The 25,564-nt window shown below is 71.5% G+C and carries 26 protein-coding genes, 1 pseudogene and 1 riboswitch; of the genes and pseudogenes, 13 read left to right on the top strand and 14 right to left on the bottom strand.

The features are described from left to right. Nucleotides 1-5: 5 nt before the first annotated feature. Genes Actob_RS01895 through Actob_RS01875 form a run of 5 tightly spaced genes read right to left on the bottom strand, consistent with a single transcriptional unit; the run spans nucleotide 6 to nucleotide 4,411 of the window. On the bottom strand, nucleotides 6-1,193 hold the full coding sequence (locus Actob_RS01895; RefSeq protein WP_284918213.1) for an acyl-CoA reductase: 1,188 nt from the start codon (nucleotides 1,191-1,193) through the stop codon (nucleotides 6-8). Then, nucleotides 1,190-2,224 (bottom strand): LuxE/PaaK family acyltransferase, encoded by a 1,035-nt coding sequence (locus tag Actob_RS01890; protein ID WP_284918212.1) that lies wholly within the window; start codon nucleotides 2,222-2,224, stop codon nucleotides 1,190-1,192. The genes Actob_RS01895 and Actob_RS01890 overlap by 4 nt, the downstream gene beginning before the upstream one ends. After that, nucleotides 2,221-3,444 (bottom strand): AMP-binding protein, encoded by a 1,224-nt coding sequence (locus Actob_RS01885; RefSeq protein ID WP_284918211.1) that lies wholly within the window; start codon nucleotides 3,442-3,444, stop codon nucleotides 2,221-2,223. Before Actob_RS01885 ends, Actob_RS01890 begins: the two co-directional genes overlap by 4 nt. Next, nucleotides 3,441-4,172 carry an SDR family NAD(P)-dependent oxidoreductase gene (locus tag Actob_RS01880; RefSeq protein WP_284918210.1) on the bottom strand — a complete coding sequence of 244 codons (732 nt, stop codon included), beginning with the start codon at nucleotides 4,170-4,172 and terminating at the stop codon, nucleotides 3,441-3,443. Before Actob_RS01880 ends, Actob_RS01885 begins: the two co-directional genes overlap by 4 nt. Beyond that, the gene (locus Actob_RS01875; protein ID WP_284918208.1) at nucleotides 4,169-4,411 is read right to left on the bottom strand and encodes an acyl carrier protein; all 243 of its coding nucleotides are present in this window, start codon (nucleotides 4,409-4,411) and stop codon (nucleotides 4,169-4,171) included. Before Actob_RS01875 ends, Actob_RS01880 begins: the two co-directional genes overlap by 4 nt. A 189-nt stretch (nucleotides 4,412-4,600) precedes the next feature. On the opposite strand from Actob_RS01875, the gene pseB reads away from it, so the two are divergent. The 6 genes and pseudogenes from pseB (at nucleotide 4,601) to Actob_RS01845 (ending at nucleotide 11,038) form a co-directional block, all read left to right on the top strand. Beyond that, nucleotides 4,601-5,581, top strand: coding sequence for a UDP-N-acetylglucosamine 4,6-dehydratase (inverting) (pseB, locus tag Actob_RS01870; RefSeq protein WP_284918207.1), 981 nt, complete (start codon nucleotides 4,601-4,603; stop codon nucleotides 5,579-5,581). Next, the gene (locus Actob_RS01865) at nucleotides 5,581-6,705 is read left to right on the top strand and encodes a DegT/DnrJ/EryC1/StrS family aminotransferase (RefSeq protein ID WP_284918206.1); all 1,125 of its coding nucleotides are present in this window, start codon (nucleotides 5,581-5,583) and stop codon (nucleotides 6,703-6,705) included. Before pseB ends, Actob_RS01865 begins: the two co-directional genes overlap by 1 nt. 3 nt (nucleotides 6,706-6,708) lie before the next feature. After that, nucleotides 6,709-7,503, top strand: a pseudogene (locus Actob_RS01860) (hypothetical protein); the annotation flags it as partial. Between the two features lie 218 nt (nucleotides 7,504-7,721). Further along, on the top strand, nucleotides 7,722-9,209 hold the full coding sequence (locus Actob_RS01855; RefSeq protein WP_284918205.1) for a class I SAM-dependent methyltransferase: 1,488 nt from the start codon (nucleotides 7,722-7,724) through the stop codon (nucleotides 9,207-9,209). A 40-nt stretch (nucleotides 9,210-9,249) separates the two neighbouring features. Continuing rightward, entirely contained in the window at nucleotides 9,250-9,948 is a 699-nt protein-coding gene (locus Actob_RS01850) for a glycosyltransferase family protein (RefSeq protein ID WP_284922209.1), read from the top strand. 79 nt (nucleotides 9,949-10,027) lie between these two features. Then, a complete protein-coding gene (locus Actob_RS01845; RefSeq protein ID WP_284918204.1) occupies nucleotides 10,028-11,038 on the top strand; it encodes a PseG/SpsG family protein in 1,011 nt (336 codons plus the stop codon). Here the strand turns inward: Actob_RS01845 and Actob_RS01840 are convergent. Further along, a complete protein-coding gene (locus tag Actob_RS01840) occupies nucleotides 11,013-12,032 on the bottom strand; it encodes an NADPH:quinone reductase (RefSeq protein ID WP_284918203.1) in 1,020 nt (339 codons plus the stop codon). The genes Actob_RS01845 and Actob_RS01840 overlap by 26 nt on opposite strands. A gap of 153 nt (nucleotides 12,033-12,185) precedes the next feature. Here Actob_RS01840 and Actob_RS01835 point away from each other — a divergent pair, with 153 nt between their 5' ends. Further along, the gene (locus tag Actob_RS01835) at nucleotides 12,186-12,668 is read left to right on the top strand and encodes a response regulator transcription factor (RefSeq protein WP_284918202.1); all 483 of its coding nucleotides are present in this window, start codon (nucleotides 12,186-12,188) and stop codon (nucleotides 12,666-12,668) included. Nucleotides 12,669-12,706: 38 nt separating this feature from the next. After that, nucleotides 12,707-14,185 (top strand): DHA2 family efflux MFS transporter permease subunit, encoded by a 1,479-nt coding sequence (locus tag Actob_RS01830; protein WP_284918201.1) that lies wholly within the window; start codon nucleotides 12,707-12,709, stop codon nucleotides 14,183-14,185. Between the two features lie 201 nt (nucleotides 14,186-14,386). On the opposite strand, the gene Actob_RS01825 is transcribed toward Actob_RS01830, so the two are convergent. From Actob_RS01825 to Actob_RS01815, 3 genes are all read right to left on the bottom strand, one after another. Continuing rightward, complete coding sequence (locus Actob_RS01825; RefSeq protein ID WP_284918199.1) at nucleotides 14,387-15,106, bottom strand: zf-HC2 domain-containing protein; 720 nt, start codon at nucleotides 15,104-15,106, stop codon at nucleotides 14,387-14,389. Continuing rightward, nucleotides 15,103-15,639, bottom strand: a complete 537-nt coding sequence (locus tag Actob_RS01820; RefSeq protein ID WP_189334609.1) for a sigma-70 family RNA polymerase sigma factor — start codon at nucleotides 15,637-15,639, stop codon at nucleotides 15,103-15,105. Before Actob_RS01820 ends, Actob_RS01825 begins: the two co-directional genes overlap by 4 nt. 156 nt (nucleotides 15,640-15,795) lie before the next feature. Beyond that, the gene (locus Actob_RS01815; protein ID WP_284918198.1) at nucleotides 15,796-16,863 is read right to left on the bottom strand and encodes a neprosin family prolyl endopeptidase; all 1,068 of its coding nucleotides are present in this window, start codon (nucleotides 16,861-16,863) and stop codon (nucleotides 15,796-15,798) included. 347 nt (nucleotides 16,864-17,210) lie between these two features. Between Actob_RS01815 and Actob_RS01810 the strand changes: the two genes are divergently transcribed. Both Actob_RS01810 and Actob_RS01805 read left to right on the top strand, forming a co-directional pair. Next, nucleotides 17,211-17,684 carry a cysteine dioxygenase gene (locus tag Actob_RS01810; RefSeq protein ID WP_284918197.1) on the top strand — a complete coding sequence of 158 codons (474 nt, stop codon included), beginning with the start codon at nucleotides 17,211-17,213 and terminating at the stop codon, nucleotides 17,682-17,684. 2 nt (nucleotides 17,685-17,686) lie between these two features. After that, nucleotides 17,687-18,082, top strand: coding sequence for a rhodanese-like domain-containing protein (locus Actob_RS01805; RefSeq protein WP_407653540.1), 396 nt, complete (start codon nucleotides 17,687-17,689; stop codon nucleotides 18,080-18,082). A 179-nt stretch (nucleotides 18,083-18,261) separates the two neighbouring features. Here Actob_RS01805 and Actob_RS01800 read toward each other — a convergent pair whose 3' ends face one another. Further along, a complete protein-coding gene (locus Actob_RS01800; protein ID WP_284918194.1) occupies nucleotides 18,262-18,978 on the bottom strand; it encodes a TetR/AcrR family transcriptional regulator in 717 nt (238 codons plus the stop codon). Nucleotides 18,979-19,030: 52 nt separating this feature from the next. On the opposite strand from Actob_RS01800, the gene Actob_RS01795 reads away from it, so the two are divergent. Further along, complete coding sequence (locus Actob_RS01795) at nucleotides 19,031-20,692, top strand: DHA2 family efflux MFS transporter permease subunit (RefSeq protein WP_284918193.1); 1,662 nt, start codon at nucleotides 19,031-19,033, stop codon at nucleotides 20,690-20,692. Here the strand turns inward: Actob_RS01795 and Actob_RS01790 are convergent, their stop codons facing one another. The 3 genes from Actob_RS01790 to Actob_RS01780 all read right to left on the bottom strand — a co-directional run bounded on the left by Actob_RS01790 (nucleotide 20,693) and on the right by Actob_RS01780 (nucleotide 22,999). After that, complete coding sequence (locus Actob_RS01790; protein WP_284918192.1) at nucleotides 20,693-21,241, bottom strand: hypothetical protein; 549 nt, start codon at nucleotides 21,239-21,241, stop codon at nucleotides 20,693-20,695. A gap of 62 nt (nucleotides 21,242-21,303) precedes the next feature. Further along, a complete protein-coding gene (locus tag Actob_RS01785) occupies nucleotides 21,304-22,080 on the bottom strand; it encodes an ABC transporter ATP-binding protein (RefSeq protein WP_284922208.1) in 777 nt (258 codons plus the stop codon). A 25-nt stretch (nucleotides 22,081-22,105) separates the two neighbouring features. Then, nucleotides 22,106-22,999 carry an ABC transporter permease gene (locus Actob_RS01780; protein WP_284918191.1) on the bottom strand — a complete coding sequence of 298 codons (894 nt, stop codon included), beginning with the start codon at nucleotides 22,997-22,999 and terminating at the stop codon, nucleotides 22,106-22,108. Nucleotides 23,000-23,186: 187 nt separating this feature from the next. Here Actob_RS01780 and Actob_RS01775 point away from each other — a divergent pair, with 187 nt between their 5' ends. Both Actob_RS01775 and Actob_RS01770 read left to right on the top strand, forming a co-directional pair. Then, the gene (locus Actob_RS01775) at nucleotides 23,187-23,792 is read left to right on the top strand and encodes a TetR/AcrR family transcriptional regulator (protein WP_284918190.1); all 606 of its coding nucleotides are present in this window, start codon (nucleotides 23,187-23,189) and stop codon (nucleotides 23,790-23,792) included. 90 nt (nucleotides 23,793-23,882) lie between these two features. Continuing rightward, complete coding sequence (locus tag Actob_RS01770; protein ID WP_284918189.1) at nucleotides 23,883-24,251, top strand: hypothetical protein; 369 nt, start codon at nucleotides 23,883-23,885, stop codon at nucleotides 24,249-24,251. 3 nt (nucleotides 24,252-24,254) lie between these two features. On the opposite strand, the gene Actob_RS01765 is transcribed toward Actob_RS01770, so the two are convergent. Further along, complete coding sequence (locus Actob_RS01765; RefSeq protein WP_284918188.1) at nucleotides 24,255-25,238, bottom strand: coiled-coil domain-containing protein; 984 nt, start codon at nucleotides 25,236-25,238, stop codon at nucleotides 24,255-24,257. Nucleotides 25,239-25,291: 53 nt separating this feature from the next. After that, a riboswitch (cyclic di-AMP (ydaO/yuaA leader) is annotated at nucleotides 25,292-25,430 on the bottom strand. Nucleotides 25,431-25,564: the final 134 nt, after the last annotated feature.

The following is a 25,564-nucleotide window of genomic DNA, read 5'->3' as shown; positions in this document are numbered from 1 at the left end:
GCTGGTCAGGTCTGCAGGGTGGTGAGGCGGGTGAACTCGGCGGGCAGGTCGTACCCGTCCCACATCGCCCCGAAGGTCAGCGCCGAGCCGAACGGCACGATCCGGTCCACCCCGCGGCCGCCCAACGCTGTCGCGAACTCGCGCAGCTCGGCCGGGGTGAACCCGAAGTGGCTCACCGTCTGGTCCTGCCGGGTCATCACCGGCACCAGGTCGACCAGGGACCCGGCCCGCGCGAACGGGAAGGCGCCGGCCCCGATCCAGCGCCGGGGCACCTGATCCGATCCGGTCAGGGTGAGCGAGGTGATCCGGTTGTCCGGGAACTCCATCGAGGTGGCGGCACCGGTGGCCGCCAGCCCGTACGCGTTGACCCGCTTCTCCACCGCCATCGCCGCGTCCACCGTCCAGCCCCGCTGGTCGACGACCTCCAGCAGCAGCTCCAGGAACTCCGCCCGGACCGCCTCGGCGTCGCCGGCACCGACCAGGAACACGGTCCGCGGGGACGAGCAGGCGGCCTGGTCGAACCAGTACGCGTCGTTGGCGAACCCGAGCGCCGCGGCCTTGCGGGCGGCCGGGTCGGCGGCCCGCCAGCCGGGAATCGAGAGCACCGCCCAGGACGTCCGGTCCGGGAAGGTCAGGTCCCGCCCGGACGGCCGCAGCGGGTGCCGGCGAATCGCCTCCACCGCGGCGTCGCCGCCCCAGATCACCCGCAGGTCGGCCCAGCGGCTGAGCGCGCCGGTGACGGCGTCGTCCCGGCCGTAGGTGACCATCCGCTGGGTGCGGGCGATCACCGGGTCGGCGTCGACCTCGTTCAGCGCCTGGAAGATCGCCTCCGCCGCGCCGGCCGACCGGCTGGAGATCCGGACCACGTTGTGGTTCCCGGCCAGCGCGGCGAGCGCCCACGAGTAGACGAAGATGGTGTCCACGTTGGCCGGCGGGATGTGGAAGACGTTGCCCCGGGGGAAGACCAGCGCGTCGTCCCGCCGCATCCGGTCCACCGCGCGCTTGAGCTCGGCGGGGCGCAAGAAGTAGCCGAGCGAGCCCAGCTCCGGGTGCCGCCGGGCGAGCGCCGGGGCGAGCAGCTTGCGGGCCAGCTTGGCGAGGAAGTCGACGACCCGCGGGTCACCGACGGCGAGCCGGTCGTCGGAGGGCGCCGTGACGTCCCCCTCGGCGCCGAATCGGAACCGCATGCTCATGCCGCCTCCCGGTACGTGTCGGAGCAGCCCCGTGCCTCCGCGCGCGGCAGCCGGCCGAGCACCGAGAAGCGCTTGCCCGGCCAGGCCCCGTCGTCGATCCCGTGCACCACGCCGAGGTCCTCGGTGAGCAGCACATGACCGGGGTACGAGGTGGGCAGCGTGCTGATCACCTCGATCAGCCCCGGTTCGCCGGGTGGGAGCTCCGCCCAGGTCAGCGGGTCGCGGATGACCACGTCCGCGAAGTCCGGGCAGTACAGCGCGCCACCGTCCGGCCCCTCCAGGAAGATCGTGCCGATCTGCTCGACCATGCCGTAGTAGTTGTGCACCCGGGTCAGGCCGACGCCGGCCAGCCGTGCCCGGAACTCGTCGGGCGAGACCGCCTGGTCGACCAGCTTCTTCCAGCCGCCGGAGTGGATCAGGATGCCGTTCGCGAGGTCGAGGCCGTTGTCCCGGGCCACCTCGTAGAGGTGCAGCCAGACCAGGAAGGTGAAGCCGAAGATCAGGAACGGCGCGTCGCCGTGCCGGGCCAGGAAGCCCCGGATGGCGGCCAGGTCGACCTGCCCGTCCAGGTCGAGGGCCCAGACGTGGTCCCGGCCGAAGGTGGACATGCCGAGCACGCCGGCGCCACGGGCGCTGAACGAGCGGCGGTCCTTGAGCATCGCCTTGGTGTCGACCAGCAGCATCGGCAGCCGTTTCGGGCCGAGCACGGTCTGCACCGTGGCGGCCAGCCGTTTCTGCTGCTCGGCGGCGGCCGCCTTGTCCAGGTAGATCCTGCTGACGTCGCCGGTGGTGCCGCTGGAGGTGAGGACCTTGAACACCTCGTCGTCCGGGATGCTCTTGAGGTCCAGCGTCTTGAACAGCCGTACCGGCAACCACGGCAACTCGGCGATGCCGGAGGCCTTCTGGTAGCCGGATGCCGACAGGATGCGGTCATAGGGCTCGCAGTTCGCCCGGTGGAAGGAGGTCAGCTCGTCGAGCTGGGGCAGCAGCGCCGCCTCCTTCTCGTCCTGAGCGAGGGTGAAGACACTCACAGCGACGCCTCCAGCGCCCGATAGTCCGTCTTGCCGTTCGGCAGCAACGGCAAGGCTTCGATCACGCGTACGTCGATGCCGGTGAAGTGACTCCCGAGCCACTCGGCGATCTTGGTGCGCAGCGCCCGGGCCTCGTCGGCGCCGATCCCCTCGGCGAACACGTGCAGCTTGTCGTCGCCGGCCACCGCGGTCACCGGGAAGTTCCGCTCCACGTCGTCCAGGTTGATCCGGACCCCGAACACCTTGCCCATCCGCTTGAGCCGGCCGGTGAGGTGGAGGAAGCCCTCCTCGTCGAGCCGGCCCAGGTCGCCGGTGCGCAGCACGCCGCCCAGCTCGTCGCCCTTGACCAGGTCGGCGGCGGACTCGGCGTACCCCATCATCACGTTCGGGCCGCGGTAGACGACCTCGTCGTCCTCGATGGCGAAGCTCGCCCCGGGCATCGGCAGGCCGACCGAGCCGAGCTTGTCGGCGATCCGCTCCGGGGGCAGCGTGGCCATCCGGGGCCCGGCCTCGGTCTGCCCGTACATCACGAACATCCGGCCACCCACGGCGGCCATCTTGGCGGCGAATTCGGCGACCATTTCGGTACGCAACCGGCCGCCCGCCTGCGTGATCGTCCGCAGCGTCGGGTACTTGGCCGGGTCGAAGCGCAGCCGGCGCAGCATCTCGTACTGGTACGGCACGAACGCCATCGAGCTGACCCGGTGCTCGTTCACCGCCGTCCAGAAGTCGCGCTGCATGATGCCGCTGCGTTCGAGGATCACGGTGGCTCCGCGCAGCAGGTGCGAGTGCAGCACCGACATGCCGTACGAGTAGAACAGCGGCAGCGTGGTGATCGCCACGTCGGCGCCGGTCACGCCGAGGCTGTCGGCCACCTGCCCGGCGTTGGCCAGCACCGCCGAGCGGGACAACCTGACCAGCTTCGGGTCGCCGGTCGACCCGCTGGTGGTGAGCAGCAGCGCGAGGTCCGGATGCACCCGGTCGGTGGCGTACCGCTCGATCAGCGCGGTGTGGTCGGCGTCCGGGTCGAGCAGTACGACGGGCACGCCGAGCCGCAGCGCCGCGAGGTAGCGGGCGACCGCCGGCACTGTCGACGGCATCGGCAGGAAGACCAGGTGCTCGCCGGCCAGCTCGGCGGCGGCCGCGTCGATCAGCTCGGGGGTGAGTTCGGCACCGGTCGCGGCGTCGATCACGCGGGCATCCGGGTGGAGCAGGTTCACAGTGTCAGTCCCCCGTCGACCCCGACGATCTGGCCGGTCACGAACCGGGCCTCGGTGGAGAGCAGGAAGGCGATCACGTCGGCGACCTCCTCGGCGACGCCGAGCCGGCCCAGGGCGGTGGCGGCGATCCGCTCGGCGCGGCCGGCCTCGTCCAGGGTGTCGAGCATGTCGGTGGCGATGAAGCCGGGCGCGACGGCGTTCACCCGGATGCCACGCGGCCCGAGTTCCTTGGCAGCCGACCTGGTCAGCCCGGCCACGGCGGCCTTGGACGCGGCGTAGACGGCCTGACCGGCCGCCCCGTGGGTGCCGGTGATCGAGGCGGTCAGCACCACTGCCGGGTTCTCCCCGCGGGCCAGCAGGCGCACCGCGTGCTGCAGGGTGTACGCCGCACCCGCCGCGTTCACCGCGAACAGCCGGGCGATGGTGTCGTCGCCGGTCATGCCGAGCATCCCGGCGGCGTGCGTGCCGGCGTTGACCACCAGCGCGTCCAGCCGCTTGAACCGCTCGAAGGCGAGCCGGGCCAGTGCCTTGCTGGTCTGCGGGTCGGCGATGTCGCCGGCGCCGTGGACCACCGTCACCCCGAACTTGCCGGCCAGCGCCTCGGCGGTCTCGGCGACCCCGGCCGGGCCGTGCCCGTGCAGGACCAGGTCGTAACCCCGCTCGGCGAGACGGTGGGCGGCCGCCCGGCCGATGCCGCGCGACGCCCCGGTCACCAGGGCGACGCTCACTTGACGTCCACTCCGTATTTACCGAGGATTCGCACGGCCTCGGCGAAGCTGGACATATTGATGACGTCGTCCGTGTCGATCATTACCGAGAATTCATCTTCGATAGCGGCGACGAGCGACATGTGCGCCAGGGAGTCCCACTTCTCATTGTCCTGGTAGCGCAGGTCGTCCACGGGCGCGTCCGCCGGAAGGTCCAGCGCGGTACGGAACGCGTCGCGCAGTCTCTGCAGCTCAGTCACGGTGTTACTCCCAGGGGTGGTAAATGGAGGACTTCACCTTCCCGCAGCCGCGCGGTCGTCACGACCAATCCCGGTTGAACTGAAAATGAATTGCCATTGGCTGTTCTCCGCGACCCGAGGAATTGCCTGGACAGGTGGTTATGCTTCCGCCCCGTAGCGCCTTGCTGCCCAGTCCCCCGGAGAAAACACGTGTCTGAAATCAGCGGATCCTCGATCCTTGTCACCGGCGCCACCGGCTCGTTCGGCAAGGCATTTCTGAAGTACGCGCTCACCCACCTCGACCCGCATCGCATCGTGGTGTTCTCCCGTGACGAGCTGAAGCAGTACGAGGTCCGGCAGATGTTCGGGGGCGATCCCCGGCTGCGGTTCTTCCTCGGCGACATCCGGGACCGTGCCCGCCTGGACCGGGCCATGCACGGCATCGACCACGTGGTGCACGCCGCTGCCCTGAAGCAGGTGGACACCGCCGAGTACAACCCGTCGGAGTTCGTCGCGACCAACATCAACGGCACCCAGAACGTGATCGACGCGGCCATCCAGGCCGAGGTCAAGAAGGTCGTCGCGCTCTCCACCGACAAGGCGTCCAGCCCGATCAACCTGTACGGCGCGACCAAGCTGGCCGCCGACAAGATCGTGGTGGCTGGCAACCACTACGCCGCCACCCACTCGACCCGGCTGGCAGTGGTCCGCTACGGCAACGTGATGGGCAGCCGCGGCTCGGTGGTCCCGTTCTTCCGCCAGCTGGCCGCCGAGAACAAGAGCCTGCCGATCACCGACAAGCGGATGACCCGGTTCTGGATCACCCTGGACCAGGCCGTCGAGTTCGTCGTCAACTCCTTCGACGTGATGCGCGGCGGCGAGCTCTACGTGCCGCGGATTCCGAGCATGCGGATCCTCGACCTGGTCGAGGCGGTGGCGCCCGGCTCGCCGACCCACGAGATCGGCATGCGCCCGGGCGAGAAGCTGCACGAGGAGATGATCGCTGCCGACGACAGCCGCCGCACGCTGCGCTTCAAGGACCGGTACGTGGTCCAGCCGGTCGCCGCGAGCTGGGGTTACGAGACGCCGGAGGGTGGCGAGCAGGTCGCCGACGGCTTCAACTACCGCTCCGACAACAACGACCTGTGGCTCTCGGTGGACGAGATGCGCGACCTGCTGTCGGAGAAGTGATGCTGCCGTACGGACGCCAGTCCATCGCTCCGTCCGACGTGGACGCCGTGGTCGCCGCGCTGGGCAGCGACTGGCTGACCACCGGCCCCCGGGTCCGGGGGTTCGAGGCGGAGCTGGAGCAGGTCGCCGGCGCGCCGTGCGTGACGGTCACCAACGGGACCACAGCGCTGCACGCCGCGTACGCCGCGGCCGGCATCGGCCGGGGTGACGAGGTGGTCACCACGCCGATGACGTTCGTGGCCACCGCCTCCGGCGCGGCCATGCTCGGCGCCACAGTGGTCTTCGCCGACATCGACGAGGGCACCGCGAACCTGGACCCGGCCGCCGCCGAGGCCGCGCTGACCCCGCGCACCCGCGCGATCGCCGCCGTCGACTACGCCGGCGTGCCGGCCGACTACGACCGGCTGCGCAAACTCAGCGACAGCGCCGGCGCCGTGCTGATCGCGGACGCGGCGCACGCGATCGGCTCGGCCTACCGGGGCCGGCCGGTCGGTTCGCTCGCCGACCTGACCACGTTCTCCTTCTTCCCGACCAAGAACCTGACCACCGGTGAGGGCGGCGCGGTCGCCTCGATCCACCCTGACCTGGTGGACCGGCTCCGCACGTTCCGCACGGTCGGCATGGTGAAGCAGCCGGAGAAGCTACGGCACACCGACGAGGGCCGCTGGTTCTACGAGGTGCACGAGTTCGGCCTGAACTACCGGCTGCCGGACGTGCTCTGCGCGCTCGGCAGCGCCCAGCTGCGCCGGCTGGCCGCGTTCAAGGCACGCCGGCAGTACCTGGCCGCCCGGTACGACGCGCTGCTCGCCGACGTACCCGGGCTGCGGCTGCCGGTGACCCCTGACGACGTCGACCCGATGCGGCACCTCTATCCGGTACGCGTGCTGGACGGCCGGCGCCGCGAGGTCTACGACCGGCTGCACGCGGCCGGGATCGGTGTGCAGGTCAACTACATCCCGGTGTACTGGCACCCGGTGTTCGAGGACCTCGGGTACCGGCGCGGCATGTGCCCGGTGGCCGAGTCCTTCTACGCCGAGGAGCTCTCCCTGCCGCTCTTCGTCGACCTCAGCGACGCCGACCAGGATCGCGTCATCGACACCGTGCGCGGCGTTCTCGGGAGTTAGCCGGTGCACCACGGCAATCACTTCTACGGCCACGCCCACGTGCTGGCCGAGTACTGCGGGCTGGACCCGGCGGACCCACCGCGGGTCGACGGGTACCTGCAGCACGGCTGGAACGTGGTCGACGGGCTGGGCGCCGGCACGCCGTACGCGCCCGGCCGGCCGATCTTCGTCTGGTCCGAGCGGACCCGCCGGCGGGCCTGGTCGATGGGCCGCCCGCTGGCCATGGTCACCGGCGCGCCCTTCCTCTACCTGCTGCGGTCCACGCCGGACGAGCCGGTCGAGCGGACCGGCACCATCTGGTACCCGTTCCACGGCTGGGAGGGCCAGCACGTCACCGGCGACCACCGGCGGCTGATCGACGAGATCCTGGCCACCGAACCCGGCCCGGTCACCTTCTGCCTGTACTGGCAGGAGTTCCGGGACGACCGGGTGCGGGCGTTCTACGAGCAGGCCGGCCGGGTGATCTGCCACGGCTACCGGGGATACATGCGGATGCGGACCGACACCCGGTTCCTGCACAACCAGCTCGCCGAGCTGCGCCGGCACCGGCGGGTGGCGTCCAACCGGCTGAGCAGCGCGGTGCTCTACGGCGCGGCGGCCGGGTGCGAGCCCGCCGTCTACGGCGACCCGATGCGGCTGGCCTCGGAGGACACCGCTACCGCCGACCGGATCCGCCGGGAGTGGCCGGAGCTGCACGGGGTCGCGCCGGACCCGGTCGCGGCCCGGGCCACCGCACTGGCCGAGCTCGGCGACGGCCACCTGGCGTCACCAGCCGAACTGCGCGCCATCCTCGGCTGGCCGGCCCCGGCTGGCCCCCACGGTGGTCTCCCGGCCCCGGACACCACCGCCACCACCAGCCGCCAAAAAGCGGCTGGCACCCACGGTGGTCTCCCGGCCCCGGACACCACCGCCACCACCAGCCGACAGAAAGCGGCTGGCACCCACGGTGGTCTCCCGGCCCCGGACACCACCGTGTGTGCCAGCCCGACGACGGCGACTGCGGCCGGGGAGGTGGCATGATCCAGCTCATCGGCGGCGAGATGCCGGAGTACGCCGAGCAGCTCCCGCCGGCCGGCGGCCCGCTGCTGCGGTACCTGGCCGGCCTGCTACCCACCGGCGGCCGGGTGCTGCTGGCCGGTCCGCACGAGCCGGAACTGGTCGCCGCACTGGCCCCGGGCCGCGAGGTGACCTGCCTGCTCCGCTCGCACCCGGACGCGGTCGCCCAGGACCTGCGGGACGTCCCGGGAGTCCGGATCCTCTGCGGCACGCTTCCCAAGCTGACCGACATCGACCGGTACGACGCGGTGCTCGCCCTGGACGGCGCCGACCGGCTCTGCTCCCCGGACGGCCCCCAGCTCGACTGGCTGGACGCCATCCGCGCGCTCAAGCGGGCACTCCGCCCCGGCGGGACGCTGCTGCTCACCGTGGCCAACGAGCTGGGCGTGCACCGCCTGACCGAACCGGGCATCCGCGCCGCGGCGCGGACCGGCGACGCCTGGCGGCCGCTCGGCGAGTTCGGCGCCGCGCCGGGCCGGGCCGACCGGCTGGCTGCCGCGCTGGACGCCGAGGACCTGCCGGTGACCGGCCTGGCGGCCGCCTGGCCACTGCCCCATCACCCGACGTTGCTGATCACCCCGGAGACTCTCGGGCACGGGCCGATCGACGCTCTCGGCGCGCTCGCCACGGCGTCCGTCGCTTCGGCGTACGAGAGAACGCCCGTCCTGAGCGATCCCCGGCGCCTGGCCGGCGCGGCCGTGCGCCGCGGCCTGGGTGCCGAACTGGCCCCGGCCTGGCTGGCCGTCGCCCACCGCGCCCCGGCCGCGGCCCCGGCCGTGACGCTGCCCCCGGTGCTGCACGCCGGTCCGGGAACGATCACCGAGCTGGTCGGCACGCCGGTGGATGGCTGGTCGCGCCGCACGGCCGGCGGGCACGACGACCGGCCGCTGCCGCCCGGCCGCGTGCTGGAGGAACTGCTGCTCACCGCTGCCCTGCGGCACGAGCTGCCGGCGCTGCGGCGGCTGCTCACCGGCTGGATGGTCGCGCTGCCCACCGCCGCGGCCGGCAACGTGCTGGTGGACGGCGACCGGTACGCCCTGCTCGACCCGGACGCCCCGCCCTGCCCGGACGCGCTGACCCGCTTCGCCCGGACGCTGACCACCGGCGGTTACTCCCACCCGTGGCAGGCGATCACCGAACTGCCCCGGCTCACCGCGATCCTGGCCGGCGCGGCCGGGCTCGCCGACCTCCCGGACATCGCCGGCGACCAGCCGCTCCCGGACGGCCTCCGGGAACGGGAGGAACAGTTCCTGGCACTGCGCCGGCGGCTCGCCGACGCCGAGGCCCGGGCCGGCTTCTTCGAGCACGAGCTGGAGAAGCGGGACGCCGAACTGGGCCGCGCCCGGATGCAGATCGCCGCGTTCAGCGGCAGCCTCGGCTACCGCGCCGTCAAGGCCGGCCTGGCCCTGGCCCGCACCGCCGGCAACCGACTCCGCCGACAGACCTGAAGGACTCACCGTGACCACGCTCGGCATCATCCAGGCCCGGATGGGCTCCACCCGGCTCCCCGGCAAGGTTCTGCGCCCGCTGGCCGGCCGGACCGTGCTGCACCGGGTGGTCCGCGCCGCCCGGGAGAGCGGCGTTCTCGACGACCTGGTCGTCGCGACCACCACCGAGGCCGCCGACGACGCGGTCGAGGCGGAGTGCGCGCGGATCGGGGTGACCTGCTACCGCGGCCCGGTCGACGACGTGCTGACCCGGTTCCTGGGCGTGCTCGCCGGGCGCGCGGACGTGGACACCGTGCTGCGGTTCACCGCCGACTGCCCACTGCTGGACCCCTCGCTGGTCAGGCGGGTACGCGACGTCTTCGCGGCGTCCGGAGTGGACTACCTGACCACGTCGATCACCCGGACCCTGCCGCGCGGGCTGGACGTCGAGGTGGTCAGGGCGGCGGTGCTGCGGGACATCGACGGCCGGGCCACCGGGCATCACCGGACGCACGTGACGTCGTACATCTACTCGCACCCGGGCGAGTTCGACGTGATCGGCGTGACAGTGCTGCCGGACCGGTCGCATCTGCGGCTGACCCTGGACACCGAGGACGACTGGAAGCTGATCGAGGCGATCGCCGACCGGTTCGGCGACCGGCCGGTCGGCGTGGCGGCCGTCGCCGACTGGCTCGCCGAGCATCCTGAACTGGTCGAGCTCAACGCGCACATCCACCAGAAGGAGCTGTCCGAGGCATGATCGACTGCACCGAGCGGCAGCCACCGCGACCGGGCGGCGACGCTCGCTGGCCCGCCGAGCACGCCCCGGCCGGCCCGGCATGACGGCCGTCGGCATCCGGTGCGACGCCGGACCGAGGACCGGGGTCGGGCACCTCGTGCGGTGCGTGGCGCTGGCCGAGGAGCTGACCGCGCGCGGCGTGGACGTGCACTTCCTCGCCGATCTGGGCGGGGTCGCCTGGGCCGAGGCCCAGCTCGACCAGCGCGGGCTGCCCTGGCACCCGGCGCCCTACGACGAGGTCGGGCTGGTCGCCGCCACCCGGCGGCTCGGGCTGGACGCGCTGGTGGTGGACTCGTACACGCTGCCGCCGCAGCACAGCGCGGCGGTGCGGGCGGCCGGCGTCCCGGTGCTGGCCATCGTGGACGGCGCGACCCGCGGGCAGAGCGCCGACATCTACGTCGACCAGAACCTGGACACCGCGCTGGCGGCCGGCGGGGAGCTGCTCACCGGGCTGGATTACGCGTTGCTGCGCTCGGCGGTGCGCCAGCTGCGACCGGTCGCCGCCCCGGTGCACGGCGACGTGCGTACCCCAAAGGTCGTCGCTTTCTTCGGTGGCACCGACGCCTACCGTGCCGCGCCGCGGGTCGCGCGGCTCCTCGCGGACACCGGCGTGCCCTTCGACGCGACAGTGGTGGCCGCCGACGACGGTCTGCGGGCCGAGCTGCTCACCGTCGCACCCGGCCCCGGCCAGCGGTTCGAGATCATCGCGCCCACCGATCACCTGCCCAAGCTGCTGGCCGGCGCCGACCTGGTGGTCAGTGCCAGCGGCACGTCGACCTGGGAGTTGCTCTGCCTGGGCCGGGCGGCCGCGCTGGTCTGGGTGGTCGACAACCAGATCCTGGGGTACGACCGGACCGTCGCCCGTGGTTACGCCGCCGGCCTGGGACGGCTGGGCGCCTTCGACGTCACCGCCGTCGAGGTGCTGCGCACCCTGCTCACCGACCCGGCCGCACGCACCGCGCTGGCCGCCGCCGGCTGGGCCGCCGTGGACGGCCGTGGCGTCGAACGGGTCGCCGACGCGCTGCTCAGCAGGGTGCTGTCACCTCGATGACGACCTTGCCCACGGCGTGCTGCGCCACCGCCTCGTGGGCCTCGGCCACCCTGTCGAACGGGAACCGGATGATCGGCAGCCCGTGCTCCGCACCGACCCGGAACGCGCCCGCGTTCGCCGCCTCGGCGACGGCCGCCACCGCGTGCGCCTTCTGCTCCGGTGTGGTCGGGTAGGTCAGCACGAAGTCCAGGCTGACGTTCTTCAGCGCCGCCCTGGTGCCGGACACGGCGATCTGACCGGCCACGTGGACGGCGATGTGGCCGCCCGGGGCGATCACGTCCAGGTCGGCGTCGAGGTTGCCGGTGTCGGCCTCCACGATGAGGTGCGGGCCGGCCGGGCTCAGCTCGCGGACCCGGGCGGCCACGTCCGCCTCGCGATGGTCGATCACCGCGTCGGCGCCGGCGGCGGTCGCCAGCACGGCTCTCTCCTTGCTGCTCTCCGTGGTCAGCACCGTCGCGCCGGCCCACCTGGCGAGCTGGATCGCGGCGTTGCCGACCGCGCCGGCCCCACCGGCGACCAGCACCGTCCGCCCGGCCAGGGCGCCCGGCCCGAGCCGCTGCGGGCCACCGGCGGCCAGGGTGAGGCAGCGGTGCGCGGTCAGCGCCGGGATGCCCAGGGCCGCGCCCACCTCGAACGGGACGTCGTCGTTCATCCGGACCACCTGGTGGCGGGGCAGCACCAGGTATTTCTGGGCGGTGCCGCCCGCCCGGGCATGACCGGCGTCCCAGACCCAGACCCGGTCGCCCGGCTCCAGGCCGGTGACCCCCTCGCCGAGCGCGTCGACCACGCCGGCGCCGTCCTGGTGCGGCACCCGCGGCGGGGCCACCCCGTCCGGCACCCCGCGTCCGGCCCGGCTGCCGGTGTCCGTCGGGTTCACCGCCGACAGCACGATCCGGACCCGCACCTCGCCCGCGCCGGCCAGCGGCAACGCGCGCTCGACGAGCTCCAGGACGGTGGCGGCGGGACCGGGCTGGGCGAAGACGGCGGCACGCATCACCCCACCCTATGTCGGCACGCGGCGCCGGGCGCCCGGCCCGTCTCCCCCGCCACTCTGACAACTCGCGCGGTTCAAACCCACAACGGCTCAGTGGTTCCAGCACCGGGCCGAAGAGGAGATAGCACGTCGTTGCCCGCTCAGGAGGTCCGCGTGTTAACCGTTCTAATCGCCGATGACGAGGCCGACCATCGCGACCTCCTCACGCTCGCCCTGCGCCGGACCGGCTACCGGGTGGTGACTGCCGGCGACGCGCCCGGAGCCCTGGACGCGCTCGCCAGCGGCGGCATCGACGCCGCCCTGATCGACGTCCGGATGCCGGGTCTGTCCGGCATCGAGCTGTGCGCCCGGATCCGCAGCGACCCCGCCCTGGAGACGCTGCCGATCATGATGGTCAGCGCGGACGTGCACCGTAACCAGATCACCGCCGCCCTGCACGCCGGCGCCGACGACTACCTGGCCAAGCCGTTCTCCCGGGCCGAGCTGGTGGGCCGGCTCGGCGACCTGCTCCGCCGTCCGGGCTGCGGGTCGGCCCGCTCGGCGACCGCGTCCCGTGTCGCGCTGGCCGCCGCCCGGCACGCGGTGCCGCCACCGGCCGTCCGGCACGCCGAGGTGGCCGTACGCCGGATCGCCTGACCCCGTTTCCCGCACCGGTAGCGGCGTAGGGTCGCCGCATGGAACCGGTCCGATACGGCACAGCCGCCGGTCGCTGGGTGCTGCTGGCCACCGTGCTCGGCTCCAGCCTGGCGTTCATCGACGCCACGGTGGTCAACCTGGCCCTGCCGGAGCTCGGCCGCGACCTCGGCGCGTCGGCCGCCGGTCTGCAGTGGACGATCAACGGTTACGGCCTCGCCCTCGCCTCGCTGATCCTGGTCGGCGGCTCGCTCGGCGACCGCCTGGGCCGCAAGCGGGTGTTCCTCGCGGGCATCTCCTGGTTCGCGGTGGCGTCGCTGCTCTGCGGCCTGGCCCCGACCATCGAACTGCTGGTCGCCGCCCGGATCCTGCAGGGTGTCGGCGGCGCCCTGCTCACCCCCGGCGCGCTCGCCATCCTGGAGGCGTCGTTCGCGTCCGGTGACCGGGCCCGGGCGATCGGCGCCTGGTCCGGCCTCGGCGGCATCGGCGGCGCGCTCGGCCCCTTCCTCGGTGGCTGGCTGCTCCAGATCGGCAGCTGGCGGTACCTCTTCCTGATCAACGTGCCGGTGGCGGCGCTGGTCCTCTGGGTCGCCGCCCGGCACGTGCCGGAGTCCCGGGACCCGTCGGCGGCCCGCCGGTTCGACGTGGCCGGCCTGGTCACCGGCATCCTCGGGCTGGGCGGCCTGACCTACGGCTTCACCGCCTGGCCGGCGCACGGCGCGGGCCATCCGGCGGTGCTGGTCCCGCTGATCGCCGGGGTGCTCGGGATGGCCGCCTTCGTCCGGGCGGAGCTGCGCTCGGCCCATCCGATGGTCCCGCCGGAGATCTTCCAGCACCGGGCCTTCACCGGCGCCAACCTGGTCACCTTCCTGGTGTACGCGGCCAACGGCGGTGTGTTCTTCCTGGTCGTGGTCAACCTCCAGGTGGTCGCCGGCTACCCGGCGCTGGCCGCCGGCCTGGCCATGCTGCCGGTCACCGTGATCATGCTGCTGTTCTCCGCCCGGGGCGGTGCGCTCGGCCAGCGGATCGGCCCGCGCCTCCCGATGACCGCCGGCCCGCTGGTCTGCGCCGCCGCCCTGCTGCTGCTGTCGCGGGTCGGCCCCGGCGCCGGCTACCCGGCCGAGGTGCTGCCCGGCGTGCTGCTCTTCGGTGCGGGACTGACGCTGCTGGTCGCCCCGCTCACCGCCACCGCGCTGGGCGCCCTGGACGACGCGCACGCCGGCATCGCCTCCGGCGTGAACAACGCCGTGGCCCGGGCGGCCGGCCTGCTCGCGGTAGCGGTGCTGCCGCTCGCGGCGGGACTGGGCTCGGGGTCACTGACCGATCCCGGCCAGCTCCAGCCGGTCTATCGGAACGCCATGCTGATCTGCGCCGGGCTGCTGATCGGCGGGGCGCTGGCCGCGTACCTGACGATCCCCGGCCGCCCGGCCGAGCCGGCGCCGAACCACCGCTTCTGCGACCCGGCCGGGCCGCCGGTCAGAAGTGGGCGACGATCGACCGCGCCGGCCCGTCGACGGTGATCCGGCCGCCTTACGGCAGCACCCACTGCGGGTCGGTGTGTCCGAACTCGCGGCACCCCACCGGCGTAGTCGCCGACCGGCCGGAGCCATCGGTTCGCCGCCAGGTTCCAGTGCGGGATCCCCAGGAGAGCACGGCCACCCGGTCGCCGGGACGCAGCTTCGGGGGCACCCGAAGACCGATCGGCATGCCCCCGATTCCGCTCAGGCCACCTTCGCGGTGCCCAGCACTTTTCCACCGCTGTCGGTGATCACGATGGCCGTCACGTCGGTCGCCTTGATCGAGCTGGCGCCGCTCACCTTCGCCGTGTGCTCGGGCGTCTCGCCCCAGGCGGCGGCCTGCTCCATCGTGCCGTCGGCCCGTTTGACCATGCAGAAGAAGGGTGCCTTGCCCTCCATCCGGCTCATGTTCAGGGCGATCTCCACGCCCCACGCCTTCGGGGTGAGCGTCGCCTGACCGCCGAGCCCGCTGCCGGCGGTGGGCAGGAAGTTGGCGCTGATCGCGGCCGGCGGTGGCGGCTGTTGCTGGCCGCCCGGGGAGCCGTTGTTCACCAGTACGCCGTACCCGATCGCGCCGGCCGCGATCACCGCCACCGACGCGGCGACCAGCCACCGGACCCGGCTGACCCGGGTCTCCCGGGTTTTCTCCGCCCGCATCCGGCTGAGCAGGTTCTCGATGTTCTGCGGACTCGGCCGCGCGGTCGGGGCGACCATCAGCGGCGGAAGATCACCACCCATCTGCCGGGAATCCGGCAGGTGCTGAAGCATTTCCGGTACGGGCGCCAGCCGGTCCAGCTCGGCCCGGCACTCGGCGCAGTCGTGCAGGTGCGCGTCCAGCCGGTCGGTGTCCGTCTCGTCCAGGCCACCGAGCAGATAGCCGCCCAGCAGACGATGGAGGTCGCCGTGCTCGTCGAGATCGCTCATGCCGCACCTCCGCTCCGGAGCATGCCCATCTCCTCGAAGACGGCGCGGAGCGCACGCACCGCGTAGTAGGCACGTGATTTCACCGTGCCCTCCGGTACCGAGAGTCGCCGGGCCGCGTCGGCCACGCTCTGGCCCTCGTAGTACATGGCCTGTATCACCGCCCGGTGTTCCGGGGAGAGCCGCTCCAGCGCCTCAGCGACCAGCCAGCCCTCCACCATTTGATCCACATTGTCCGCCGACGGCACCGAGTTGACCGCCGTCTCGTCGGAGACCAGCCTGGGCCGGCGCTGTTCCGCCCGCCAGGCGTTGGTCACCACGTTACGAGCGATGGTGAGCAGGTACGACCTGGTTCGCCCGGGTTCCGGGTCGAGGTGGTCGATGTGCTTCCAGGCCCGTAACAGCGTCTCCTGCACCAGATCCTCGGCTTTGTGCCGATCGGAGACGTATCGCGAGACGAAATTGATCAGCACGGAGTAGTGCTCCGTGTAGAGCGCGGTCATCAGTTGCTCGTCGGGGCTCACCCGTCGCTTCATCGGCGCCAGCTCCCCTCGGGTTCCGCCCGGCCACCCGGATGTACATCGTGGCACGCGGATCGGTTCACCGTAGGGCCGAGGAACCGGAAAACGTCGATGCCCGATCCCTTACGAGGGATCGGGCATCGGGTGGTGCTGAGCTGCGAAGATCAACAATCAGCAGGCGCCCGGGCCGCCGTATCGGAAGGTCCGGTTGCTGAGTGCTGTCACGTTGTAGTAGTCGCTCGTGCTGCGCACGAACATGTCCACCGGCGGCCCGTTGAGGTACGCCAGGCTGCCGATCCGGGCGGCGGTGCCCTCGGTGGAGGACTTGCCGTTGCCCATCTGGGTGCAGGGCTTGTCGGAGGAGGCGGCCACCTCGCCGAACACCTGGATCAGTCCGCTCTTGGAGAAGTCCACGTCACCCCAGAGCTTGACCGGGAAGTAGCCGACCCACTCGGTGTCGTAGGCGATCCACCAGGCGTTGTTGAAGTACTGGATCCCGAACCGTTTCGAGGTGTCCAGCGGCAGCGTGTCCCCGGCGATGGCGGTCTTGCTGTACTGCAGGAAGCCGCAGCCGTTGTAGCAGGACGTCTCCCGGTTGACCCAGTGGTAGACGAACAGGTGCGGGTCGTCGTCCCCGTTCACCACCCGATCCACGTTCCAGCCGACCTCGACGATCTGCTTGCCGTCCGCCGACTGCACGGCGATCTCGGCGAGCGTGTGGTAGTCGTCCTTGGCCAGCACCGGCTTGTTGATCGTCAGGTTGGCGTAGACGCCGTCCGTGACGGCGGCCTGCGAGCCGACGTTGTAGTGGAAGTTGACGGTCGGCGCGGCGGTGGCCGACGAGGCCTCCGGCTGGGCGGTGGCCGAGGCGGACGGCTCCGGCGGGACCACGTTGGTCTTCGCCGTCTTCAGGAACGTGCTTTTGGCGGTCCGGCCCTTCGGCGCGTACTCCGGCTCGGGGGTGTCGGCGCCCGCCTCGGGTGCGGCCACGCTGAGCCCGGCGGTCTTCAACGACCGGCTGGTGGCGCCGTCCCGGCCGCGCTTGACCCGCTGCGGCTTCGCACCCCAGGGGAGGCTGCTCGGCGGCGTCAGGGCGTCGGCGGGAGCCGCCGCGGCCGCCGGAGCGGCCTCGCCCGAGATCTGCTCGGCGCCCGCGTTGAGGGTGGAGGCGACTCCGATCGCACCGATCACCGCAACGGTGAGGCCGGCGGCGAGCAGACCGCGGCGTGACTTCAACACGTGTCCGTCCTCGTTCATCGGGGGGCTTCGGGGAGTCCGGCGAGCGGGCCTGCCGGCAACCGGCTCACCATATAGCTTTCTCAATTGCACACGGACGTCCTGACCAGGAACTCTGCCGTAACGGCTGAAGCCATCGACCATTCCGGTGACAGTCCGGCCACTTTGCTCGACGCAGCGTGTGCGGTCGCATGCGGATAGCAGTTTTTCGCACCACGTCAGGAAAGAGGCAAACTCGCTTAAGCCTCTTTCGGGGGACACGCCGGATCCGGGAAACCGTCACACCCGCCGTACTTCTGTGGTAAAACCTATCTTGCCGATAGGTTATATATGCCAGCCAGGGAGTCCGAATGAGCGCCGCCACCGCCGTCCGCCTCGACCACCTCGCCATCGCCCGGCAATTCGCCGACGCGCCGCAGGGGTGGGTGGTGCCGCCCCGGTTCGACCCGGTCGAGCGGTGGTACGCGCGGCTGCACGCGGCCGACAACCACGAGGTGTGGCTGCTCACCTGGCTGCCCGGCCAGCAGACCGAACTGCACGACCACGGCGGCTCGGCCGGGGCGTTCCACGTCTTCAGCGGCACCCTCACCGAGGACACCGTCGGCGGTCCCGCCGAGTCACCCCGCGTGGTCACCCGCGACCTCGGCGAGGGTGCCGGTCGCCGGTTCGGCAGCCACCACGTGCACCGGATCGTCAACCGCGGCGCCGACCCGGCGATCAGCATCCACGTGTACGGCCCGGCGCTGACCCGGATGACCAAGTACCGGCTGAGCCCGGCCGGCCTGGAGATCCGCGCCGTCGAGCGCGCCGGCGCAGAATGGTGACCATGGCACCGACCGGCTCGAAGAGCATCGCCGAGATCCTCGAAGAGGCCCGCGCCCGGCTGGTCCGGCTCGGCCCCGCCGAGACCGACGCGGCGATCCGCGACGGCGCGATCCTGATCGACATCCGCCCGGCCGCCCAGCGCGCCGAGCACGGCGAGATCCCCGGCGCGGTGATCATCGAGCGCAACGTGCTGGAGTGGCGCCTGGATCCACGCAGCGACGCCCGCCTGCCGTTCGCCGACGACTACGACCTCCAGGTGATCATCACCTGCCAGGAGGGCTACACCAGCAGCCTGGCCGCCGCCTCGCTCCAGGACCTGGGCCTGCACCGCGCCACCGACCTGGCCGGCGGCTTCCGGGCCTGGCGGGAAGCCGGCCTGCCCACCACGACCGCCTGATCGCCACACCAGCCGTCCCGAGGACCCGGCACGCAGCGCGAACCCGGGCTGGTCGCGGTGGTGGTGTCCGGGCCCGGGACAAGGCCATCACGACCAGCCGGGAATCTCTGGCTGGCACTCACGGTCCCGTCCCGGCCCCGCACACCACCACCACGACCAGCCAGGCAGCCGGGCACGTCTCACGCGGTGGGCTTTCTGACATACCGGTCCAGGCCGTCGATCAGCAGGTCGAGGCCGAACGAGAAGCGCTCTTGCGCGGTCCCCGAGGTCATCGCGGCGGCGTGCTCGATCAGATAGGGGAACCGGTCACCCGGGAGATCCCTGAAGTGCGCCGCCATCTCGTCCTTGACCTGCCTCTCCACCTCGGCCGCCGGTAGGCCGAGGTGACGCAGCTGGGCCCGCCAGATGGAGTTCTCGTAGGCGTCGGTGGTGACGTAGAGGAAGACCCGGTCGAGCGCCCAGGCGGCGATCCGGGGCGGCACCCCGCCCTGGATCAGCAGCCCGATCATCCACTCCGAGGCGCGCAACGCGTTGGGCCCGTTGGGGATGGTGGCCAGCGCGACCCGGGCCAGGTCGTTGTGCGTCAGCAGGACCCCGTGGACCTGGTACATCAGCTGCTTGATCTGCTCCCGCCAGCGGTCCGGCTCGTGCGCGGGCAGATCGATCTCGCCGCAGATCCGGTCGAACATCAGCCGCAGCAGCTCGTCCTTGTTCGCCACGTGGGCGTAGAGGCTGGACGGGCCGGTGCCGAACTCGCCGGCGACCCGGCGCATGCTCACCGCGTCGACGCCCTCGGCGTCCACGAGGCGCAGGGCGGCGTCGACGATCTGTTCCCGGTCGAGCTGCACGCGGACCGGGCGCTTCTCGGGGAGCGGACTCCAGGGGGCGCTTTTCATCGCCGCCTAATTTAGTTGACACCGAACGCCGTTCGCTACTAGAACGGTGTTCGTGACAACGAACAGTGTTCAAACGGAGACGAGCGCACCCGAGGCATACCGCTATCGGTGGATCGCGCTCTTCGTGATTCTCGCGGTCGAGGTGATGGACCTGCTCGACGCGCTGGTCACCACGATCGCCGGTCCGGTGATCCGGACCGAGCTGGGCGGGTCGTACAGCCTGATCCAGTGGCTCGGGGCGGCGTACACCCTGGCCATGGCCATCGGCCTGCTGACCGGTGGCCGGCTCGGCGACATCTACGGCCGCCGCCGGATGTTCCTGATCGGCGCGGCCGGCTTCACCCTCGCCTCGCTGGCCTGCGCGCTGGCCCCGTCGCCCGGCGCGCTGGTCGGCGCCCGGGCGGTGCAGGGCCTGTTCGGCGCGCTGATGCTGCCGCAGGGCCTCGGCATGCTGCGGGAGATGTTCGGCCCGGCCGAGCGGGCCAAGGCGTTCGGCGCGTTCGGCCCGGTGATGGGCCTCGCCTCGGTCGGCGGCCCGATCCTGGCCGGCTGGCTGGTCGACGCCGACTACTTCGGCTCCGGCTGGCGGATGATCTTCTTCATCAACCTGCCGCTCGGTGTCTTCGCGGTGATCGGCGCACTCCGGTTCCTGCCCGAGTCCCGCCTGGAGCGCGCGCCGAAACTCGACGGGCTCGGCGTGCTGTTCGCCGCGGGCGGCGCGTTCCTGCTGCTCTACCCGCTGGTGCAGGGCCGGGAGCTGGACTGGCCGGTGTGGACGTTCGGGATGCTGGCGCTCGGCGTGCTGGCGTTCGGGCTGTTCGCGATCTACGAGGGGCGCCGGGACAAGCGCGGGCTCGACCCGCTGGTCACCCCCAGCCTGTTCCGCAAGCGGGCGTTCACCGGCGGCCTGGCGCTGGGCCTGATGTTCTTCGCCTCGCTGATCGGCACCGGCCTGGTCTTCACCTTCTACCTGCAGATCGGCCTGGGTTACACGCCACTCAAGGCCGGCCTCACCACGCTGCCGCAGGCGCTCGGCATGGTGGCCGGCTTCATCGTGGCCGGCGCCGGCCTGGCCGAGAAACTGGGCCGCAAGCTGCTGCAGCTCGGCACGCTCGTGATGATCCTCGGCACCGTGGTCTTCGTCGCCACCGTGCACTGGGCCGGTGCCGGCATCACCCCGTGGCACCTGATCCCGGCCCTGCTGCTGCTCGGCATCGGGATGGGCCTCGCGATGGCGCCGTTCTTCGGCATCGTGCTGGCCGGCGTGGACGACGAGGAGAGCGGCTCGGCGTCCGGGGCGATCACCTCGGTGCAACAGCTCGGCGGGGCGTTCGGCATCGCGGTGCTCGGCACGATCTTCTTCGCGCTGCTGCCCGGGGCGGTCGGACACCACGTGGACACCTCGGCGGATGCGCTACGGGCCACGCTCACCTCGGCCGGAGTGCCGGCCGAGGCGCAGCCCGCGGTCGTCAGCGGACTGCGGGCCTGCCTGACCGACCGGGTCGCCGAGGTGAACCCGGATGTGACGCCGCCGTCCTGCCGTGCCCAGTCCTCCTCCGGTCCCGACCTGTCGGGGTACGTCGGGGAGCAGGTACGTGCCGGATTCGAGGACACCACCGTCCGGACCTCGGGAGTGTCGGTATTGCTGCTGCTGTCCGCGTTCGGGCTGACCTTCCTGATGCCCCGCCAGGGCAAACCGGAGTCCGATCACTGATCACTTGGGGTACACCACCCCGCTGCGGCCGCTGTACAGGTGCCGGGTGCCGTCGACCTCGTAGCCCGTGTTGGGCGCGTCCAGCCAGACGATGTAGGCCGCGCCCGGCACCAGCCCGGTGATCGTGGTGCTGATCGAACAGCCGGTGCCGGCCGGGACGTCCTTCCAGGCCGGCTCCGGCTGGGCGCCGGAGACCAGTTTCTGCGGTACGGCGGCGACCCGGTAGTTCGACTCGTACTGCCGGGGCCACTCGACCTTGAAGCCGCCCGCGATCGGGGTGACCTCGACCGGGATCAGCACCGCCTCGGTGGGCGGCCAGGTCTTGGTGCAGCTCGGATTCGCCGACGGCAGCGAGGCGGTGACCCCGGTGGTCGGACGAGCGCTGCCCCGCGACGGTGTCGGGCTCGGCGTGGCACTGCCGGAGACCACCACCGACCAGGTGCCGCCGGGGCTGGGCTCGGGTGTGCCGGCCGGGGTGCCGCCGCCGCTGCCACACCCGTCGACGGCCAGGGCGAACGCCAGCACCAGCCCGGTTCTGACGCGCCGCATCCCGGCCCCTCCCGCTCGGATCCCACCTACCCGATCGGCAGGGGAACCAGCGGGCTTAGCGCTTACTTACGGACGAACGACTCGTACTCCTTGAGCACGTCCTCGGTGGCGCCGTCCGCCCGGATCAGCCCGGACTCCAGCCAGATCACCCGCTCACAGGTGTCCCGGATCGACTGCTCGCTGTGGCTGACCAGGAACACCGTGCCGGCCTCGGCGCGCAGCTCGCGCACCCGGGCCTCGCTGCGCTTGCGGAACTTGGCGTCACCGGTGGCCAGCGCCTCGTCGATGAGCAGCACGTCGTGCTGCTTCGCCGCGGCGATCGAGAAGCGCAGCCGGGCGCCCATGCCGGAGGAGTAGGTCCGCATCGGCAGCGACGCGAAGTCGCCCCGGTCGTTGATCCCGGAGAAGTCGATGATGCTCTGCTTCTTCGCCTTGACCTCGGCCGGCGTCATCCCCATCGCCAGGCAGCCCAGCTCGACGTTGCGGTCGCCGGGCAGGTCGTTCATCAGGGCCGCGTTCACCCCGAGCAGCGACGGCTGGCCGGCCGCGTAGATCGCGCCCCGGGCCACCGGGAGCAGGCCGGCGACCGCGCGCAGCAGGGTCGACTTGCCCGAGCCGTTGCTGCCGATCAGGCCGATCGCCTCGCCCTTGTACGCCACGAAGCTCACGCCCTTGACCGCGTGCACCTCGCGGACGTTCGCCGCCTTGGTCCGCGTGACGATCCGCTTGAAGCTCACGAGCGGGCTCTGCTGCTGCCCGCCGGCCGAGCCGTGGATCTTGTAGATCACGTGGGCGTTGTCGGCGATGACGGTGGGGACCCGCTCGTCGGCCGCCGTCATGTTCGCGCCCTGCCCCAGCTCGTTGTCAGCCACGGCCGTAACCCTTCTCTCCGCGCCAGAAGTAGACGAAGCCGGCGAAGCCCACGACCAGCGACCAGATGATCGCCTCGATCCAGAGCTGGGTCGGGCTGCCGGCCAGTGTCACGTTCTCCATCAGCGAGTGCCGGTAGAGCTCGATGAAGACCAGCAGCGGGTTCAGCTCGACGGCGAACAGCTTCCAGCCGTGCAGGTGCTCGGTGAACCGGGTGACCGGGTAGAGCACCGCCGAGCCGTACAGCCAGAACCGCATGACGAACGGGATGAGCTGCTTGACGTCACGCAGCTTGGATCCGAGCCGGGCGCAGGCCAGCGCCAGGCCGATGTTGAAGATCGACTGCAGGATGATCGCCGGGATGATCAGCAGCCACTCCAGGTTGACCGGCTCCTTGACGATCACGATCGCCAGCAGCACGACCATCGCGGTGAGGAAGTTGCGGATCTCCACCAGGGCCACCGACAGCGGCAGGCTGGCCCGCGGGAAGTGCAGTGCCCGGATCAGGCCCAGGTTGCCGGTGATCGCGTTGATGCCGTTCTGCACCGACGACTGGGTGAACTGGAAGACGAAGACGCCGATGCACAGGTACGCGATGAAGTTGGCTACACCGCCACGTGTGCCGATCACCACACCGAAGATGATGTAGTAGACGAAGGCGTTGAGCGCCGGCGTCAGCACCGTCCAGAGCGCGCCGAGGTTGGTGTTACCCAGCGTGGACGAGGTCTTCGCCTTGGCGTGGGCGGCGATGAAGTGCCGGTACGCCCACAGCTTGCGGGAGTACTCCAGCAGGCCGAGCCGCCGCCCGGAAGAGGTGAGGCCGTGCCGTCGGGCGAGCTCCCGGAGGGGAACGCCGGTAGCGGCATCGGCAACCGCCGTCTCTGGCATCGAGTGGTGCTCCGATCTCGTCGGCCCATGGTAGGCGGCGGACTCGGGTGACTTGCCTTCGAACACAGCTAGCAGCATGACAGGCGTCCGCCGACGCCGATGGAACGGGTTCGTATCGACGTGGGAGGAACGGTAGCCGACCAAACGGCGGAACGCAACCGTTACGTCGTAGCGCTATAGTTACCGGGTGGCGACAGTCAAACGCGCACCTGCCGGAGCGGCGGTGCTCCGCAACGACATCACCGTGGCTATCCGTAACGCGGTCATGAGTGAGCTGGCAGAGGTCGGTTACGGCCGTCTGTCGATCGAGGCCGTGGCCCGGCGTGCCGGCGTCGGCAAGACCGCCATCTACCGGCGCTGGAGCAACAAGCTGGAGATGGTACTGGAGATCATCACGGAAGTCGCCGGTCGCAAGGTGCCACTTCCGGACACCGGCTCGTTCGCCGGCGACCTGGACCTGCTCATGATGATCGTCAGCAAGGCGCTGCAACACCGGGTGGCCTCGCAGATCATTCCCGACCTGATGGCCGAGGCGGCGCGGAACCCGCAGATCGCCGAGACCCTGCAACGGGTGCTGCGCACCCACCAGCAGTCGGTGGGCGAGAAACTGGTCGGCCAGGCCATCGCCCGCGGCGAGCTGCCCGAGGACACCGATCCGGAGGTGGCGGTCGACCTCATCCTCGGCCCGCTCTACTGGCGGCTGGCCGTCTCCCGGCAACCGATGAGCGACGACTACCTGGAGAAGCTGGCCGCCTCGGTGCTCGGCGCGCTGAAGGCCGGCGCCGGGAAATAACCGGGTCGCAACCGGCGGAGTGCTGCACCGGCCCGGCGCCGGACCGAAGGGAAAGGGCGTTCCCGCCACCCACCCCTCGGAGCCGGCCCGATGCAGCACTTCTCGCACGCCCCCCGCGTCGACACCACCGTCCTGGACGCCGCCGCCATGCTCGCCATCGCCATGGCCCGCACGCCGGACACCGGCCTCGGGCCGGTTCCGGCGCGGCCCACGGTGGTGACCGGCGCGGCCGTCGTGGGCGCCTGGCGCAGCCCGGACGGCACGGTCGAGCTGCGGCTGCGCACCGACGGGACGTACGCGGGCGAGGTGGCCGGCCGCCGGAAGCGGGCGATCGGCACCTATCGCATCGACGGCGCCTCGGTCGTCCTGCACGACGCGGCGTCCGGCCTGAGCACCCCGGTCAACGTCCGGCACGAGGGCGAACTGGAGATGGCCGGACACCGCCTGCTCCCGATCTGAGACTTACGTCACCGAAAGGTGCACGTGGTTGGTGTGGTCGGTCGACGGCGTGCCACCGGCCCCGCTGTACGACTTCCACCCGCTGCTCGGCAACCAGATCCGTTTGAACCAGATCACGTAGAGCACGCCGAGCGTGTCCGAGTTGTGGATGAAGTAGTTCGCCAGGTTGGTGCCGTACGTCTTGCTGGCCCCGGTCGCCACCCCGCCGAAACCGTTCTTGTCGGCGGCGAAGTCGCAGGCCCGGCCCTTCGGGTGCTCCCCGCTGTTCTGCGGGCGGTAGCAGGCGACGTAGCGGGTGAAGCCGGCCTTCTGCGCCTGCTTCATCGCGTACAGCAGGCGCGGGCTGATGCAGCCGTCCGTCGTCGGGTCGGGCACGCAGCTGCCGTCCAGGTTGCCGCTCGGCTTGTCGGCGTCCGCACTGCTGCCCCCGCCGGAGTCGTCATCGGCGGCGTCGCCCTGATCGGCGTCCTTGAGCGCCTTCTCGGCCTGCGCCTTGCGCTTGGCCATCACGTTGACCTGCTTCTGCTGGTCGATGATGGCCGCGTCGATCCCGGTCTTGGCCGTCTGCCGGTCGGTCCGGGTGTTCTTCAGGTCGGCGATCGCCTGGTTCTGCCGGGCCGCCACGGTGGTCAGCAGCTGGGCCCGGTCCAGGAAGCCGGCCGACGAGTCGGCGCCGAGCAGCGCGCTGATCGGGCCGAGCCGGCCCATCGTGTACGCCTGCTCGGCGTACTTGTTGAGCGTCACCTGCTGCGGGCCGAGGGCCGCGTCCAGCTTCTTCAGCTCGGCGGCCAGCTGGGTCTGCTGCTGCTTGGATTTCGCGAGCTTCGCCTTGGCCGCCAGGTAGCCCTTGGAGGCCTCTTCGAGCTTGTCGAGCATGGCCTTCTTGCCACCCTCGCCGTCGTCACCGGACTCCCCCGGCGCGGCCAGGGGCCGGGGCGCCGCGGCTGCCGGTCCGGCGACCCCGGCGATCCCACATGCGGCGACCACGAGCGCTAGAAAGGCAGCCCATCGTCGCCGCGCAGTCACATGCTGCACTGGCTGTTTCCTCCCGTCGGCCGCCGGCCGGGTTAGCTGACGGGCTCGGGATGAAGGAAAGGTCCCTACCGCGGGATGCGGATTCGCCCCGGAAGAAAAATGGATCCCCGGCTCGCTCGTTATGCGATTAGGCGGCGGTTCCCGGCTGGGAACCGGGACGACCATACCTCAGCGGATCGACGAATCGACAGTTCTCACACCCATCGCGACGGCGCAGTCACCAGTCGTGATGCGCTTACGGAAAGTCGTTGTGCGGTAACTATTTTGGCCCTTTTCCG

Origin of the sequence: Actinoplanes oblitus, assembly GCF_030252345.1 — a bacterium.
GTDB classification, from domain to species: Bacteria; Actinomycetota; Actinomycetes; order Mycobacteriales; family Micromonosporaceae; genus Actinoplanes; species Actinoplanes oblitus.
This window is presented reverse-complemented; position numbering and strand designations above follow the sequence as displayed.

Excerpts from the sequence above, each read along its gene's own strand:
- Actob_RS01895 (WP_284918213.1), bottom strand. The coding sequence starts at position 1,193 with ATGAGCATGCGGTTCCGATTCGGCGCCGAGGGGGACGTCACGGCGCCC.
- Actob_RS01865 (WP_284918206.1), top strand. The coding sequence starts at position 5,581 with ATGCTGCCGTACGGACGCCAGTCCATCGCTCCGTCCGACGTGGACGCC.
- Actob_RS01855 (WP_284918205.1), top strand. The coding sequence starts at position 7,722 with ATGATCCAGCTCATCGGCGGCGAGATGCCGGAGTACGCCGAGCAGCTC.
- Actob_RS01850 (WP_284922209.1), top strand. The coding sequence starts at position 9,250 with ATGGGCTCCACCCGGCTCCCCGGCAAGGTTCTGCGCCCGCTGGCCGGC.
- Actob_RS01845 (WP_284918204.1), top strand. The coding sequence starts at position 10,028 with ATGACGGCCGTCGGCATCCGGTGCGACGCCGGACCGAGGACCGGGGTC.
- Actob_RS01840 (WP_284918203.1), bottom strand. The coding sequence starts at position 12,032 with ATGCGTGCCGCCGTCTTCGCCCAGCCCGGTCCCGCCGCCACCGTCCTG.
- Actob_RS01830 (WP_284918201.1), top strand. The coding sequence starts at position 12,707 with ATGGAACCGGTCCGATACGGCACAGCCGCCGGTCGCTGGGTGCTGCTG.
- Actob_RS01825 (WP_284918199.1), bottom strand. The coding sequence starts at position 15,106 with ATGAGCGATCTCGACGAGCACGGCGACCTCCATCGTCTGCTGGGCGGC.
- Actob_RS01820 (WP_189334609.1), bottom strand. The coding sequence starts at position 15,639 with ATGAAGCGACGGGTGAGCCCCGACGAGCAACTGATGACCGCGCTCTAC.
- Actob_RS01810 (WP_284918197.1), top strand. The coding sequence starts at position 17,211 with ATGAGCGCCGCCACCGCCGTCCGCCTCGACCACCTCGCCATCGCCCGG.
- Actob_RS01805 (WP_407653540.1), top strand. The coding sequence starts at position 17,687 with ATGGCACCGACCGGCTCGAAGAGCATCGCCGAGATCCTCGAAGAGGCC.
- Actob_RS01800 (WP_284918194.1), bottom strand. The coding sequence starts at position 18,978 with ATGAAAAGCGCCCCCTGGAGTCCGCTCCCCGAGAAGCGCCCGGTCCGC.
- Actob_RS01790 (WP_284918192.1), bottom strand. The coding sequence starts at position 21,241 with ATGCGGCGCGTCAGAACCGGGCTGGTGCTGGCGTTCGCCCTGGCCGTC.
- Actob_RS01785 (WP_284922208.1), bottom strand. The coding sequence starts at position 22,080 with ATGACGGCGGCCGACGAGCGGGTCCCCACCGTCATCGCCGACAACGCC.
- Actob_RS01780 (WP_284918191.1), bottom strand. The coding sequence starts at position 22,999 with ATGCCAGAGACGGCGGTTGCCGATGCCGCTACCGGCGTTCCCCTCCGG.
- Actob_RS01770 (WP_284918189.1), top strand. The coding sequence starts at position 23,883 with ATGCAGCACTTCTCGCACGCCCCCCGCGTCGACACCACCGTCCTGGAC.